The organism is Pseudomonas sp. BJP69 (genome assembly GCF_007633355.1).
GTDB classification, from domain to species: Bacteria; Pseudomonadota; Gammaproteobacteria; order Pseudomonadales; family Pseudomonadaceae; genus Aquipseudomonas; species Aquipseudomonas juntendi.
In genome coordinates this window covers 5,531,490-5,546,146 of sequence record NZ_CP041933.1, presented here as the reverse complement: position 1 = coordinate 5,546,146, position 14,657 = coordinate 5,531,490, and the positions used below count along the sequence as shown (strand labels likewise).

General features: G+C 57.4%; 16 protein-coding genes and 2 pseudogenes. 13 read left to right on the top strand and 5 right to left on the bottom strand.

Annotated features, from left to right (window positions below):
• Positions 1-20: 20 nt before the first annotated feature.
• From FPB55_RS25890 to FPB55_RS26940, 4 genes and pseudogenes are all read left to right on the top strand, one after another.
• A complete protein-coding gene (locus tag FPB55_RS25890) occupies positions 21-3,182 on the top strand; it encodes a CusA/CzcA family heavy metal efflux RND transporter (protein WP_013974878.1) in 3,162 nt (1,053 codons plus the stop codon).
• 159 nt (positions 3,183-3,341) lie between these two features.
• Positions 3,342-3,665 carry a DUF2790 domain-containing protein gene (locus FPB55_RS25885; RefSeq protein ID WP_013974877.1) on the top strand — a complete coding sequence of 108 codons (324 nt, stop codon included), beginning with the start codon at positions 3,342-3,344 and terminating at the stop codon, positions 3,663-3,665.
• Between the two features lie 206 nt (positions 3,666-3,871).
• Positions 3,872-4,060, top strand: a pseudogene (locus tag FPB55_RS25880) (hypothetical protein); the annotation flags it as partial.
• Positions 4,048-4,520 (top strand): annotated as a pseudogene (locus FPB55_RS26940) (phospholipid carrier-dependent glycosyltransferase); the annotation flags it as partial. The pseudogenes FPB55_RS25880 and FPB55_RS26940, both read left to right, overlap by 13 nt.
• An 86-nt stretch (positions 4,521-4,606) precedes the next feature.
• On the opposite strand, the gene FPB55_RS25870 reads toward FPB55_RS26940, so the two are convergent.
• Positions 4,607-4,828, bottom strand: a complete 222-nt coding sequence (locus tag FPB55_RS25870) for a hypothetical protein (RefSeq protein WP_013974874.1) — start codon at positions 4,826-4,828, stop codon at positions 4,607-4,609.
• Positions 4,829-5,094: 266 nt separating this feature from the next.
• Here FPB55_RS25870 and FPB55_RS25865 point away from each other — a divergent pair, with 266 nt between their 5' ends.
• The gene (locus tag FPB55_RS25865) at positions 5,095-5,682 is read left to right on the top strand and encodes a hypothetical protein (protein WP_013974873.1); all 588 of its coding nucleotides are present in this window, start codon (positions 5,095-5,097) and stop codon (positions 5,680-5,682) included.
• 56 nt (positions 5,683-5,738) lie between these two features.
• On the opposite strand, the gene FPB55_RS25860 is transcribed toward FPB55_RS25865, so the two are convergent.
• Both FPB55_RS25860 and FPB55_RS25855 read right to left on the bottom strand, forming a co-directional pair.
• Positions 5,739-7,157, bottom strand: a complete 1,419-nt coding sequence (locus tag FPB55_RS25860; RefSeq protein WP_013974872.1) for a heavy metal sensor histidine kinase — start codon at positions 7,155-7,157, stop codon at positions 5,739-5,741.
• The gene (locus tag FPB55_RS25855) at positions 7,154-7,828 is read right to left on the bottom strand and encodes a heavy metal response regulator transcription factor (RefSeq protein WP_044047186.1); all 675 of its coding nucleotides are present in this window, start codon (positions 7,826-7,828) and stop codon (positions 7,154-7,156) included. The genes FPB55_RS25860 and FPB55_RS25855 overlap by 4 nt, the downstream gene beginning before the upstream one ends.
• A 699-nt stretch (positions 7,829-8,527) precedes the next feature.
• Here FPB55_RS25855 and FPB55_RS25850 point away from each other — a divergent pair.
• Complete coding sequence (locus tag FPB55_RS25850) at positions 8,528-8,854, top strand: DUF2790 domain-containing protein (protein WP_013974870.1); 327 nt, start codon at positions 8,528-8,530, stop codon at positions 8,852-8,854.
• 32 nt (positions 8,855-8,886) lie between these two features.
• Here the strand turns inward: FPB55_RS25850 and FPB55_RS25845 are convergent, their stop codons facing one another.
• A complete protein-coding gene (locus FPB55_RS25845) occupies positions 8,887-9,237 on the bottom strand; it encodes a DUF3147 family protein (protein ID WP_044047185.1) in 351 nt (116 codons plus the stop codon).
• 181 nt (positions 9,238-9,418) lie between these two features.
• The gene (locus FPB55_RS25840; protein WP_003131969.1) at positions 9,419-9,853 is read right to left on the bottom strand and encodes a mercury resistance transcriptional regulator MerR; all 435 of its coding nucleotides are present in this window, start codon (positions 9,851-9,853) and stop codon (positions 9,419-9,421) included.
• A 71-nt stretch (positions 9,854-9,924) separates the two neighbouring features.
• On the opposite strand from FPB55_RS25840, the gene merT reads away from it, so the two are divergent.
• From merT to FPB55_RS25805, 7 genes are all read left to right on the top strand, one after another.
• Positions 9,925-10,275: a mercuric ion transporter MerT gene (gene merT / locus FPB55_RS25835; protein ID WP_003131974.1), complete on the top strand. Its 351-nt coding sequence runs from the start codon at positions 9,925-9,927 to the stop codon at positions 10,273-10,275.
• A gap of 12 nt (positions 10,276-10,287) precedes the next feature.
• Positions 10,288-10,563 carry a mercury resistance system periplasmic binding protein MerP gene (gene merP / locus FPB55_RS25830; RefSeq protein ID WP_003131987.1) on the top strand — a complete coding sequence of 92 codons (276 nt, stop codon included), beginning with the start codon at positions 10,288-10,290 and terminating at the stop codon, positions 10,561-10,563.
• Between the two features lie 71 nt (positions 10,564-10,634).
• Complete coding sequence (merA, locus tag FPB55_RS25825; RefSeq protein WP_003156770.1) at positions 10,635-12,320, top strand: mercury(II) reductase; 1,686 nt, start codon at positions 10,635-10,637, stop codon at positions 12,318-12,320.
• A 17-nt stretch (positions 12,321-12,337) separates the two neighbouring features.
• The gene (gene merD, locus FPB55_RS25820; RefSeq protein ID WP_000995360.1) at positions 12,338-12,703 is read left to right on the top strand and encodes a mercury resistance co-regulator MerD; all 366 of its coding nucleotides are present in this window, start codon (positions 12,338-12,340) and stop codon (positions 12,701-12,703) included.
• Positions 12,700-12,936, top strand: coding sequence for a broad-spectrum mercury transporter MerE (gene merE, locus FPB55_RS25815; RefSeq protein ID WP_003132004.1), 237 nt, complete (start codon positions 12,700-12,702; stop codon positions 12,934-12,936). The genes merD and merE overlap by 4 nt, the downstream gene beginning before the upstream one ends.
• Complete coding sequence (locus tag FPB55_RS25810; RefSeq protein ID WP_012314201.1) at positions 12,933-13,922, top strand: DUF3330 domain-containing protein; 990 nt, start codon at positions 12,933-12,935, stop codon at positions 13,920-13,922. Before merE ends, FPB55_RS25810 begins: the two co-directional genes overlap by 4 nt.
• A gap of 174 nt (positions 13,923-14,096) precedes the next feature.
• Complete coding sequence (locus FPB55_RS25805; protein ID WP_010921730.1) at positions 14,097-14,657, top strand: recombinase family protein; 561 nt, start codon at positions 14,097-14,099, stop codon at positions 14,655-14,657.

Sequence of the window (14,657 nt, the reverse complement as noted above, 5' to 3'; positions counted from 1 at the left end):
AACTGACAGGATGATTTCTTATGTTTGAACGTATCATCAGATTTGCCATTGAACAGCGGATCGTTGTAATGATCGCTGTCCTGATCATTGCCGGTATCGGCATCTACAGCTACCAAAAGCTGCCGATCGATGCCGTTCCTGACATTACCAACGTCCAGGTGCAGATCAACACTGCAGCGCCTGGCTATTCCCCATTGGAAACCGAGCAACGGATCACGTTTCCAGTTGAAACGGCCATGGCTGGTCTTCCAGGTCTTCAGCAGACCCGTTCGCTGTCTCGCTCGGGCCTGTCTCAGGTGACCGTGATTTTCAAGGACGGCACCGACATCTTCTTTGCCCGCCAGCTGATCAATGAGCGGCTACAGGTTGCAAAGGAACAGCTGCCAGAGGGCGTAGATGCCGTCATGGGCCCGGTCTCAACCGGCCTCGGCGAAATTTTCCTGTGGACCGTTGAAGCCGAAGAGGGCGCGGTCAAAGAAGACGGTACGCCCTACACGCCCACCGACCTGCGGGTAATCCAGGACTGGATCATCAAGCCTCAGCTGCGCAACGTACCTGGCGTGGCAGAGATCAATACCATCGGTGGCTTTGCCAAGCAGTTCCTGGTTGCGCCGGATCCGAAGCGCCTGGCTACCTACAAGTTGACCCTGAATGATCTGGTAGCCGCGTTGGAAAGCAACAACGCCAACGTAGGCGCCGGTTACATCGAGCGTAATGGTGAGCAGTTGCTCATTCGTGCACCGGGCCAAGTCGGCAACATCGAAGACATCGCCAACATCGTAATCACCAGTGTGGATGGTGCACCGATTCGCATCAGCAACGTCGCCGACGTCAGCATCGGTAAGGAGCTTCGTACTGGTGCTGCCACTGAGAATGGCCGCGAGGTCGTGCTCGGTACAGTATTCATGCTGATCGGTGAGAACAGCCGCACTGTGTCCCAAGCTGTCGCAGCGAAGCTTGCGGACATCAACCGTACTCTGCCAAAGGGCGTGGTTGCGGTCACCGTTTACGATCGTACCAACTTGGTTGAAAAAGCCATTGCGACGGTGAAGAAGAACTTGGTTGAAGGTGCGATCCTGGTTATCGCCATTCTGTTCCTGTTCCTCGGCAACATCCGTGCAGCGTTGATCACCGCGATGGTGATCCCGCTGTCCATGCTGTTCACCTTCACAGGGATGTTCAATAACAAGGTCAGTGCCAACCTAATGAGTTTGGGCGCACTCGACTTCGGCATCATCGTCGACGGGGCCGTGGTCATCGTGGAGAACGCGATCCGTCGATTAGCACATGCGCAGCACAAACATGGCCGTATGCTCACCAAAACCGAACGCTTCCATGAGGTCTTTGCTGCTGCCCGCGAAGCGCGTCGGCCACTGATCTTCGGGCAACTGATCATTATGGTGGTGTACCTGCCTATCTTCGCCCTCACCGGCGTGGAGGGCAAAATGTTCCACCCCATGGCATTCACCGTTGTGATGGCGCTATTGGGTGCAATGATCCTCTCCGTTACCTTCGTGCCGGCAGCGATCGCCATGTTCGTCACTGGCAAGGTCAAGGAGGAAGAGGGCGTTGTTATGCGCACTGCGCGGCTGCGTTATGAGCCTGTGCTGCAGTGGGTGCTTGGGCATCGGAATATCGCTTTCTCCGCAGCAGTAGCACTGGTCGTTCTCAGCGGTGTACTTGCCAGTCGCATGGGGAGCGAGTTCATCCCAAGTCTCAGTGAGGGGGACTTCGCTCTTCAAGCCTTGCGCGTACCTGGTACTAGCCTCAGCCAGTCGGTGGACATGCAGGAGCGTTTGGAAAAAGCAGTCATCGAGCAGGTACCGGAAGTTGAGCGTATGTTCGGCCGAACCGGTACGGCTGAAATCGCCTCTGACCCAATGCCACCGAATATCTCCGATGCTTACGTCATGCTCAAACCAAAGGACCAATGGGCCGATCCCGACAAGTCGCGGGAGGAGCTCATTGCCGAGGTTCAAAAGGCGGCAGCCAGTGTCCCGGGCAGTAACTATGAACTCTCCCAGCCTATCCAGCTTCGTTTCAACGAACTGATCTCCGGGGTGCGCAGCGATGTTGCGGTGAAGGTTTATGGTGACGACATGGATGTGCTCAACAGCACGGCCAATAAGATCGCCGCAGCGCTCAAAGCGGTACCAGGCTCCTCGGAGGTCAAGGTTGAGCAGACCACAGGTCTGCCAGTGCTGACCATTAACATCGACCGGGAAAAAGCAGCACGCTACGGCCTGAACATTGCGGACGTGCAGAATTCGATCGCGATTGCTGTGGGTGGTCGTACAGCGGGAACGTTGTACGAGGGTGATCGCCGATTCGACATGGTGGTGCGCCTGCCTGAGGCTGTACGCACCGACGTCGCGGGTATGTCTAGTTTGCTGATTCCTGTGCCTGCCAATGCGGCTCAGGGCGCTAATCAGATCGGTTTCATTCCACTTTCGCAGGTCGCTAAGCTGGACTTGCAGTTGGGCCCGAACCAGATCAGCCGCGAGAACGGTAAGCGCTTGGTTATTGTAAGCGCCAACGTCCGGGGCCGTGACCTTGGGTCGTTCGTTGATGAGGCGGCATCTACCTTGTCAACGAAGGTGGAAATTCCAGCAGGCTACTGGACCAGTTGGGGCGGCCAGTTCGAGCAGCTGCAGTCGGCAGCCAAGCGCCTGCAGATTGTGGTTCCGGTAGCCTTACTGCTGGTAATGACCTTGCTGTTCTTGATGTTCAACAACCTGAAGGACGGCATGCTGGTCTTCACCGGTATTCCATTCGCTCTCACTGGCGGGGTCGTGGCCCTTTGGCTGCGTGATATCCCGCTCTCGATCTCGGCAGGGGTAGGCTTCATCGCACTCTCCGGCGTCGCGGTACTGAACGGCCTGGTGATGATTGCCTTCATTCGCGGATTGCGAGAAGAGGGACGAACGCTCAGGCAGGCAGTCGATGAAGGCGCACTCACCCGACTGCGACCAGTGTTGATGACAGCCTTGGTGGCGTCCCTGGGCTTCATCCCAATGGCCTTGGCCACCGGTACCGGTGCGGAGGTTCAACGGCCTCTGGCTACAGTGGTAATTGGTGGGATCCTTTCCTCCACCGCGCTGACTTTGCTGGTCCTGCCGGCCCTGTATCATTGGGCACATCGCAAGGATGAAGACGGCGACGAGGCAGAAGCCGTAAGCTGATCCCCCCAGATACAAAAACCCACAACACGCGTTGTGGGTTTTTTGTTTTATATGAAATAGATGCACTTACCTTTCAAAATTGTAAGTTTCTCGTCATGCCGGTGATGCCTCTGCGTTGCTAAAGTTACGCCCGAGATGATTTGAATTTGAGAGGTTCCTATGAAAAAGCTAATTGTTGCTGCTGCACTTGTTATGTTCTCGATGGCTTCGCAGGCTTATACTTACTCTGAAAGCAAGCAGCTGCAATACATCAAGGAGCATCAGACTGCTGTAGCGAACTATGCCGAGAGAAATGGCAAACCGATGCCGGAGATCCAGGACTACAATTACGGCATGAAGATCGATGTTGCGAAATTCGTGCGTCAGTCCCAAGACCCGCGTACCTGCCAAGTTTACCCGCGATTGATGACCTTCGAGGACTCTCAGGGTACGCTTAAGACGGTTCGCTACTCCATGTACTCGCAATGCATCAACAACAAGTAGTAATTGCTGTGAGTAGAATACTTAGAGAATTCATAAATGCCAGGCAGTGCCTGGCATTTTTTATTGAGCTCGATGAACGTCATTTAGGCTAGATGCCTTAATGACTGCCCCTGGGTTAGCTGTGAAATAAATCTCAACTACACAACAGTAATGTCTTTCAACTGCATAGAGCAGTTTATAGTCTTGCCCCCCAGAAGGGACGAGTTATGAAAAGTTCGCTTGAACGCCCAGATGACCAAGCAGAGCATGAAGGGCTGAGCCATGAGCACGACGGCATCTTTGGCATGAACACCGAGCTGGTTTTCGCGCTGATCTGTGGTGCCCTGCTCGGAGCCGGAGCGCTCGCAGGAAAACTAGGGCTGATCGACTGGCTGCCGCTGGTTCTGTACCTGTCTCGGCGTTGCTCCTGTCCGGTCGGATCAATGAGGTTGGCCGAAGGATCACCAGGGCGCCGCCGCGAGCGTTGATACTGCCAATCATCGGCGTCGACATCATCTATGCCGGGGTGTTGATGCAGAGGCCTCAGAACCAGCGAGATGTCGTTCAGGCCTGGTTGAATGTGCTCAATCGGCCCCTCTGATCTACCCTGGTCGCCGCTCGAATTCCTCGGAGTTCTACAGCAGCGGGAAGTCCGAAAACATCCAGTACCCAGCAAAGTGGCCTCGTGACAGCTCATTCTACCTGTCCCGGCGCTTACTCGACAGCAATGCTGAGCTGCCTGCCAACCTGGGCTGTGTCGAGATCACCGAAGCGAACGCCAGTCAGCTGTTGCTGTGCCGTTGGAAAGACGCCAAGCAAGGTACCGAAGGTCTGGTCGGAGACAGTAATGCGGAAACGCCTCGTACAAACGAAGGTAAAATTCCAGACACAAAAAAAACCAGGTTTTACCCTGGCTTTTTTGTCGATTGCTTTCGTCATTTAAAGTCCTATTTAACCGCCGTTTAGTTATCGGCTTGTTCCTTACCATCCTTGCTTTCTTTCTTTTGCTCTTGAGCGACTTGTTGTTTGTTCTGGTCCGAAGAATCGTCGCTCCATAAGCGAGCCTGTTCATTTCGGAAGTTTTCCTGGAACTGTTTCGCTCGTTCGTAACCACCTTCAGCGTAAGCGGTACCCACGAGACCAAGCAGCAGGCTGCCAATAGCGATAGATTTGACAAATTTCATTGTGTGCCTCGGTTCTTACTAGGCCTGCCTGACTGACGGCCTTTGTTGGTTTGTAGTTTAGGAACGCGAAGCTAACGACAAGGTGAGTCAATAATTACAATTCCGTAATTTAGGCGGCTGGCCGGATGCGCCCAATCTGCAAATCTGGAAGGATCATGTCTATCTCGCTTGTGTCGAGGCTGACTTCAAACTGTTCCGTAAATTACATTTTTGATATCTAACAAAATAAAACCGTGCGCCGTCACCGGCCGCTCTAGGAGATAGCCATGAATGACATAGAGCCTTGGTCAGTTGCCATCGGTGACTTCCGCCGAAGCACTGAAAAACTCACTGTTCAGCTCGATGAGCTGGCCTCCCAGACCAGGGCCTGCAACGCTGTTCTGGAAAAGTCGAACGAGCTGGTGGAGGAGGTTGACCTTGTCAGTCGGCAGATTCAGGAGGAGGTACGAAAGGCTGAGAAAGCCTGGTCCAATGCCGAAGAGGTCGTTATCCGCGCTGCGGCAGAGGCATATTCCGCTGCCGCTCGTGGAGTCGAGACCGCCATCCAACCGCTGATTTCGGAGCTTACTGCCGCGACAAAATTAGCGGATGCCTCGATCCTGGAGCTAAAGCGGGCACCGGTGCTGGCCAAACGTTATGTCATGGTGGTGGCGACAGCATTCTTCATCCTGGCACTGATCTGTGTGTACTCGACCATGCAGTTCATTGAGGCCGCCGGCAGTGTGAGCGCTCAGGAAAAAGTGAATGCCCAATACTTCTCCCACCTGTGGAGAAACGCCAACCCAGAAGAGCAAAAGATCATAAAGTCGGTAATTCTGCGGTCACCTATGGACCCTGTGGTGCTTAGGCACTGAGGCATTGCATAGACAAAAGGCCCGTCGATTGACGGGCCTTTTCAAGTGGGCGCGCTTCAAGCAGCGGTCTTTGCCGACTGCTTTAGCTGGGCTTCGGGAAAGTGAAGGTGGAACCAGGTGAAATTTTCCTCGGTCACTTCCACGCTCGCCGAGCCTTGATGCAGGCTCATGATCGACTGCACGATGGCAAGGCCAAGACCGGTCCCCCCTTCGCTTCGTGCTCGGCTCTTATCTACGCGGTAGAACCGTTCAAACAAATGCGCATGGTGTTCCTTGGCGATCCCGCGGCCCGGGTTGCCGACGCTCAAGGTCGTGCCGCTACCACCGCGTTGCACTTTCACGTAGACCGTGCGACCGCGAGGGCAGTAGCGAATCGCATTTGACACCAGGTTCGAGACGGCTCGTTGAATCATCAGGCGGTTACCGCGCACCACGTCATCACTGCCAGAGATCTGCAGCTGGATCTCGCCATCCTCTGCCGAAATGCTGAAGAGATCACACACCCGCTGAACTTCATCGACCAGGGACACAGGTTCGAACTCCACCATGGATGCCGGATGACTGACCTGAGCGAGGAACAGCATGTCGGAAACCATGCGGCTCATGCGGTCCAGCTCTTCTGTGCACGACTCCAGCACTTCCCTGTACTCGGGAAGGGATCGCTCTCTGGTCAGTGCAACTTGGGCTTTACCCATCAGGTTGGATAGCGGCGCTCGCAGTTCGTGAGCAAGATCGTCAGAAAACTGCGAGAGCTGCTGAACCCCGTCATCCAGGCGAGCCAGCATGATGTTGATACCGTCGGCGAGCTCTTTGAGTTCTGCTGGCATTCCATTAGTCGGCAGACGATGGTCAAGACTCTCGGTGGAGATCTTCGAGGCGACTTTCAGGAACTTGGTCAGAGGCAGCAGACCTCTGCGTACGGTCCACCAGCCGATTGCGAGGATCAGCGCGATGATGAGCGGGGAAATCATCAGGGCCCAGGTGAGCAATGCATCAAGCAGCGCTTCATTGGACGACTGGTCCATAGTCATGTACACGCTGACTTCGGTTCCGTCGCCCAAATTCATGGTGCGAGAAGCTGTCAGCAAGGGGCGGTCCTGGGTGTCGCGCCACTCATGTTCCTTCGGCTGTGCGGATGGTTGAAACTTGTGCACCTCCACGTTGACCTGCTTCGAGCCAATCGAGAGCAGGGGCGTTTCACTCTGCGCCGACTCGAAAATGCTGACGTACAGGTTGTTGTGGCCCATCACCAGATCCACAAGCTGATGTGCGTCTGCGTTGACTCCTGAGATGTCGGAAATCATGGACAGGTTGTGAGCCATGCCCGCCATCTTCACTTCCAGGTCACTGCGGGCATTTCGCTCTAGCGCCTGACCCACCATCAGATACCCGAAGGTGGCGAACAGAAGCAGCAACGCTGCGCTCATCAACCCCACCTTTAATCCCAGCTTTGCAGCCAGGCTGAATGGCCTCATGCGCGTTCCTCAAAAACGTACCCTACGCCACGAAGCGTGTGAATGAGCTTGGTTTCAAACGGGTCATCGATCTTTGAGCGAAGGCGCCGGATAGCGACATCGATGACGTTGGTATCGCAGTCAAAATTCATGTCCCAGACCAACGAAATGATCTGAGAACGAGTCAGCGCTTCGCCCGTCCTGCTCATAAGCAGGTGCAGGAGCGTAAATTCCTTTGTGGTGAGATCGATGCGTGTGCCAGCGCGGAAAACCCGATGGCGCACTGAGTCGAGTTCCAAGTCGGCAATTTTCAGCGAACTCTTCTCGACTAATTCATCACCACGCCGCTGCAGCGAACGGATTCGAGCGAGCAGCTCCGGGAATTCGAAGGGTTTGACAAGGTAATCGTCGGCTCCGCCATCCAAGCCTTTGAGCTTGTCGTTGATGCGACCACGAGCGGTCAGCATGATGATGCGGACCCGGCTGGTTTTCCTGATGGTTTCCAAAAGGTCCCAACCGTCGATGCCAGGAAGGTTTACGTCCAGCAGAACCAACGAATAGACGTTAGTATTGAACAAGTGCAGGGCGTCAACACCATTGTGCACGATATCTACGACATACCCGCTTTCGGATAGGCCCTGCTGAAGATATTCGGCAGTTTTAATTTCGTCTTCCACAACTAGAACGCGCATAACTTATCTCAAGGTGTGAGGAAGGAATTGGCCTAATCCGCCAAGACTGTGGTTGCAGGCAGTTTGAAGGTTCGGCTGAGTGCATGACATCTGGTAGTCGCTACCTCTGTCCATACGCCGGGGTCACCTGAGGACGCTTGAATCTTAACGCGAAGACGCTGGCCGCGGCGAAATCCTACAAATTTGTAATGTAGCCGCAAGATTGCTGACAGTCATGACGGCTTTCCCTACTGAGCTTAGCGGATTCTGTGGCTTGCAGCGGTTATCAGTCCTCAGGACTGACAGGAGGATTCGGCCGAGAGGGGTGGCGTTTCTGCCAAGCTGCTCAGCATTTATGGCGTTCAATCCTACAAGCTCAAGCTCCGAGTGGTAGCAAGCCACCGATCGTTCGCCCCTTTGATAACGGGCTTAAACCGGCCAGCATGCATGGCTTTTCATCTTAATTGGGCAAGAATAATTACTTTACAATCTATTACATGTCCAAATTGTAATTTCACAATCATCTTGTCGTTAGCCGCTTTTGCTAGTTTAAGAACAGCACACAGGCAGCGCTGCTTTGGGCCAGTCTCATCTGAAGCAGCATGGCGGGAGTAACGATACCCTGCTCACGCCAATGCATTCACCTTGGAACCATACGCTCCTTTGGTAAGGTGAATTTTAGCGCCCCGCCATGGGCGCTTTTTTATTAATGGACTTCTCATGAAAACAACTATATCGGCTATTGCCGCGTTCATGCTTTTCTCTGCACTGTCGACAAATGCCCAAAGTAGCGTTCAGATCAACGACGATCTTGAGCAGTCTGCCAGGAAGGCTACAGAACGCTATGCACAGAGCGTGAAGAAACCCATGCCCGAGCTTGAAGATTACGCATACGGTATGGATTTGGACGTTGGCAAGTTGGTGTACGTCTCGCCTAGCGTGCGGTACTGCGGGAATGTGAGAAGCATGATGACTTACGAGGATTCCAAGGGCGAACTGCACATGGTTCGCTACCTCGTGAAAGGTGAGTGCATCAACAGCCGGTAAGCGGTGACCGAGTGCTTTCCTCTACACCCGACTCAAAGCAACTCGATGCCCAATCGCCTTAGAAGTAGGGCAAATCCTCCGAAGCTCGCCATGGTGATGAGGATGCTGGAGATAAGTGTTGGCCAGAATCCCAACTTGGGCAGCAGTGCCGGAAACGCGATAAACATCGGCAGCGTTGGAATCACATACCAGAACGTGTACCAGGCATGATTGGAAATCTTCTCCATGCTCTGGTTCTCCAAGTAGAGCCAGATGAGCGTCAAGACGGTGACCAATGGCAGGGCGGCAACCAAGCCGCCCAGCTTGTCACTGCGCTTTGCCAGCTCAGACACGATAATCACTATCGCGGCAGTGACCAGGTACTTCGTAATGATCCAAGCCATCGCTGAACCTACTTGAGCTAGTGGAGTGGATCTCCTGGGATCATTCGCCAGGCACTCACGACGTGCTTGGGGGAACCGCAGAATTCGGAAAAAATCGTACGCTAAGCTAACGGTGTTCTCGTGACAGCTCTTTGACTAGGCTTTCTAAGGGGTCGTCTCAGAAAACGGAAAATAAAGCACGCTAAGGCATAGCCGAACCTGCCAAGCTTGCTCCACCCTGTAGTGACGCGATCAGCGGGCAGGAAACGTTCCCCCTTCGCGCATGGCAGGCGCACACCAACTCAGACAGCACGGCCTCCATGCGCGCCAGGTCAGCCATTTTCTCGCGCACGTCCTTGAGCTTGTGCTCGGCCAGACTGCTGGCTTCCTCGCAATGGGTGCCATCCTCCAGCCGCAGCAGCTCGGCGATCTCATCCAGGCTGAAGCCCAGCCGCTGGGCTGATTTCACGAAGCGCACCCGCGTTACATCCGCCTCGCCATAGCGGCGGATGCTGCCATAGGGCTTGTCAGGCTCCAGCAACAAGCCCTTGCGCTGATAGAAACGGATGGTCTCCACATTGACCCCGGCCGCCTTGGCGAAAACGCCAATGGTCAGGTTCTCCAAATTGTTTTCCATATCGCTTGACTCCGTACATGAGTACGGAAGTAAGGTTACGCTATCCAATTTCAATTCGAAAGGACAAGCGCATGTCTGAACCAAAAACCGGGCGCGGCGCGCTCTTCACTGGAGGGCTTGCCGCCATCCTCGCCTCGGCTTGCTGCCTCGGGCCGTTGGTTCTGATCGCCTTGGGGTTCAGCGGCGCTTGGATCGGCAACTTGGCGGTGTTGGAACCCTATCGCCCCATCTTTATCGGCGTGGCGCTGGTGGCGTTGTTCTTCGCCTGGCGGCGCATCTACCGGCAGGCAGCGGCCTGCAAACCGGGTGAGGTCTGCGCGATTCCCCAAGTGCGAGCTACTTACAAGCTCATTTTCTGGATCGTGGCCGCGCTGGTTCTGGTCGCGCTCGGATTTCCCTACGTCATGCCATTTTTCTACTGATCGGAGTTCACCATGAAGAAACTGTTTGCCTCCCTCGCCCTCGCCGCCGTTGTTGCCCCCGTCTGGGCCGCCACCCAGACCGTCACGCTGTCCGTACCGGGCATGACCTGCTCCGCCTGCCCGATCACTGTCAAGAAGGCGATTTCCAAGGTCGAAGGCGTCAGCAAAGTTGACGTGACTTTCGAGACACGCCAAGCGGTCGTCACCTTCGACGATGCCAAGACCAGCGTGCAGAAGCTGACCAAGGCAACCGCAGACGCGGGCTATCCGTCCAGCGTCAAGCAGTGAGTCACTGAAAACGGCACCGCAGCACAACGGACGTCATTGTCTGGCGCCACAAACGATAAAGGATCTGTTGCATGACCCATCTAAAAATCACCGGCATGACTTGCGACTCGTGCGCGGCGCACGTCAAGGAAGCGCTGGAAAAAGTGCCAGGCGTGCAGTCGGCGCTGGTGTCCTATCCGAAGGGCACAGCGCAACTCGCCATCGTGCCGGGCACATCGCCGGACGCGCTGACTGCCGCCGTGGCCGGACTGGGCTACAAGGCAACGCTAGCCGATGCGCCACTGGCGGACAACCGCGTCGGACTGCTCGACAAGGTGCGGGGATGGATGGCCGCCGCCGAAAAGCACAGTGGCAACGAGCCCCCGGTGCAGGTAGCGGTCATTGGCAGCGGTGGAGCCGCGATGGCGGCGGCGCTGAAGGCCGTCGAGCAAGGCGCGCAGGTCACGCTGATCGAGCGCGGCACCATCGGCGGCACCTGCGTCAATGTCGGCTGTGTGCCGTCCAAGATCATGATCCGCGCCGCCCACATCGCCCATCTGCGCCGGGAAAGCCCGTTCGATGGCGGTATTGCGGCAACTGTGCCTACGATTGACCGCAGTAAGCTGCTGGCCCAGCAGCAGGCCCGCGTCGACGAACTGCGGCACGCCAAGTACGAAGGCATCCTGGGCGGTAATCCGGCCATCACCGTTGTGCACGGTGAGGCGCGCTTCAAGGACGACCAGAGCCTTACCGTCCGTTTGAACGAGGGTGGCGAGCGCGTCGTGATGTTCGACCGCTGCCTGGTCGCCACGGGTGCCAGCCCGGCGGTCCCGCCGATTCCGGGGTTGAAAGAGTCACCCTACTGGACTTCCACCGAGGCCCTGGCGAGCGACACCATTCCCGAACGCCTTGCCGTAATCGGCTCGTCGGTGGTGGCGCTGGAGCTGGCGCAAGCCTTTGCCCGGCTGGGCAGCAAGGTCACGGTCCTGGCGCGCAATACCTTGTTCTTCCGTGAAGACCCGGCCATCGGCGAGGCGGTGACAGCCGCTTTCCGTGCCGAGGGCATCGAGGTGCTGGAGCACACGCAAGCCAGCCAGGTCGCCCATATGGACGGTGAATTCGTGCTGACCACCACGCACGGTGAATTGCGCGCCGACAAACTGCTGGTTGCCACCGGTCGGACACCGAACACGCGCAGCCTCGCGCTGGACGCAGCGGGGGTCACTGTCAATGCGCAAGGTGCCATCGTCATCGACCAAGGCATGCGCACGAGCAACCCGAACATCTACGCGGCCGGCGACTGCACCGACCAGCCGCAGTTCGTCTATGTGGCGGCAGCGGCCGGCACCCGTGCCGCGATCAACATGACCGGCGGCGATGCGGCGCTCGACCTGACCGCAATGCCGGCCGTGGTGTTCACCGATCCGCAAGTGGCGACCGTGGGCTACAGCGAGGCGGAAGCCCACCACGACGGGATCGAGACCGACAGCCGCACCTTGACCTTGGACAACGTGCCGCGTGCGCTCGCCAACTTCGACACACGCGGCTTCATCAAGTTGGTTATCGAGGAAGGCAGCCATCGGCTGATCGGCGTACAGGCGGTCGCGCCGGAAGCGGGTGAACTGATCCAGACGGCGGCTCTGGCCATTCGCAACCGCATGACGGTGCAGGAACTGGCCGACCAGTTGTTCCCCTACCTGACGATGGTCGAGGGGTTGAAGCTCGCGGCGCAGACCTTCAACAAGGATGTGAAGCAGCTTTCCTGCTGCGCCGGGTGAGAAAAAGGAGGTGTTCAATGAACGCCTACACGGTGTCCCGGCTGGCTCTTGATGCCGGGGTGAGCGTGCATATCGTGCGCGACTACCTGCTGCGCGGATTGCTGCGCCCGGTGGCGTGCACACCAGGCGGCTACGGCTTGTTCGATGACGCCGCCTTGCAACGGCTGTGCTTCGTGCGGGCGGCCTTCGAGGCGGGCATCGGCCTCGACGCGCTGGCGCGGCTGTGCCGGGCGCTGGATGCGGCGGACGGCGACGAAGCGGCCGCGCAGCTTGCCCTGCTGCGTCAGTTCGTCGAGCGTCGGCGCGAAGCGTTGGCCGATCTGGAAGTGCAGTTGGCCACCCTGCCGACCGAGCCGGCACAGCACGCGGAGAGTCTGCCATGAACAACCCCGAGCGCTTGCCGTCCGAGACGCACAAACCGATCACCGGCTACCTGTGGGGCGGACTGGCTGTGCTGACTTGCCCCTGCCACCTGCCCATCCTCGCTGTCGTGCTGGCCGGCACAACCGCCGGTGCTTTCCTCGGCGAGCATTGGGTCATCGCGGCGCTCGGTTTGACCGGCCTGTTCCTTCTGTCCCTGTCGCGGGCGTTGCGGGCATTCAGGGAAAGAGAATGAGCGCTTTCCGGCCGGATGGATGGACGACGCCGGAACTGGCCCAAGCGGTCGAGCGCGGGCAGCTTGAACTGCACTACCAGCCCGTCGTCGATCTGCGCAGTGGTGGGATTGTCGGCGCGGAAGCCCTGTTGCGCTGGCGTCATCCGACGCTTGGACTATTGCCACCGGGCCAGTTCCTGCCCGTGGTCGAATCGTCCGGCCTGATGCCTGAAATCGGCGCTTGGGTGCTGGGCGAAGCCTGCCGCCAGATGCGTGACTGGCGAATGCTGGCATGGCGACCGTTCCGGCTGGCCGTCAATGCTTCGGCGAGCCAAGTGGGACCGGACTTCGACGGGTGGGTAAAGGGCGTGCTGGCTGATGCCGAGTTGCCCGCCGAGTATCTCGAAATCGAGCTGACCGAATCGGTCGCGTTTGGTGATCCGGCGATCTTCCCCGCCCTGGACGCCTTGCGGCAGATCGGTGTGCGCTTCGCCGCCGATGACTTCGGGACGGGGTATTCCTGTCTGCAACATCTGAAGTGCTGCCCAATCAGCACGCTCAAGATCGACCAATCGTTTGTCGCCGGGCTCGCCAACGACCGCCGCGACCAAACCATCGTGCACACCGTGATTCAGCTTGCGCACGGGCTGGGCATGGATGTGGTGGCTGAAGGCGTGGAAACATCGGCGAGTCTTGATCTATTGCGACAAGCGGACTGCGACACAGGACAAGGCTTCCTGTTCGCGAAGCCAATGCCGGCGGCGGCATTCGCCGTCTTCGTCAGTCAATGGAGGGGTGCCACCATGAATGCAAGTGACTCGACCACCACCAGTTGCTGCGTGTGCTGCAAGGAAATCCCGCTCGATGCCGCCTTCACCCCGGAAGGCGCGGAATACGTCGAGCACTTCTGCGGGTTGGAGTGTTATCAACGCTTCGAAGCGCGTGCCAAGACAGGGAACGAAACCGATGCCGATCCGAACGCCTGCGACTCGCTACCGTCAGATTGAGGCATACCCTAACTGGATGTCAGGCAGGGCCGCGCCGCTTAGTCAGAATAGAGTCATCTTTCGCATTTTTGACACATGCCTGCGAAGGTCATAGATTTCAGCCTGACAGAAACGGGGTTTGAGGCACAACGGAACAGAAGGAGCACTTAAGCCGCCTTCAACCAAGGAGACATCGTGCAGGGGCACCGCATCGGCTACGTCCGGGTCAGCAGCTTCGACCAGAACCCGGAACGCCAGCTGGAACAGACACAGGTGAGCAAGGTGTTCACCGACAAGGCATCGGGCAAGGACACCCAGCGCCCCCAGCTCGAAGCGCTGCTGAGCTTCGTCCGCGAAGGCGATACAGTGGTGGTGCACAGCATGGACCGGCTGGCCCGCAACCTCGATGACCTGCGTCGCTTGGTACAGAAGCTGACTCAACGCGGCGTGCGCATCGAGTTCCTGAAGGAGGGCCTGGTGTTCACTGGCGAGGACTCGCCGATGGCCAACCTGATGCTGTCGGTGATGGGGGCCTTCGCTGAGTTCGAGCGCGCCCTGATCCGCGAGCGGCAGCGTGAGGGCATCACCTTGGCCAAGCAGCGTGGCGCGTACCGGGGCCGCAAGAAAGCCCTGTCCGATGAGCAGGCTGCTACCCTGCGGCAGCGAGCGACGGCCGGCGAGCCCAAGGCGCAGCTTGCCCGCGAGTTCAACATCAGCCGGGAAACCCTCTACCAGTACCTCCGCACGGACGACTGA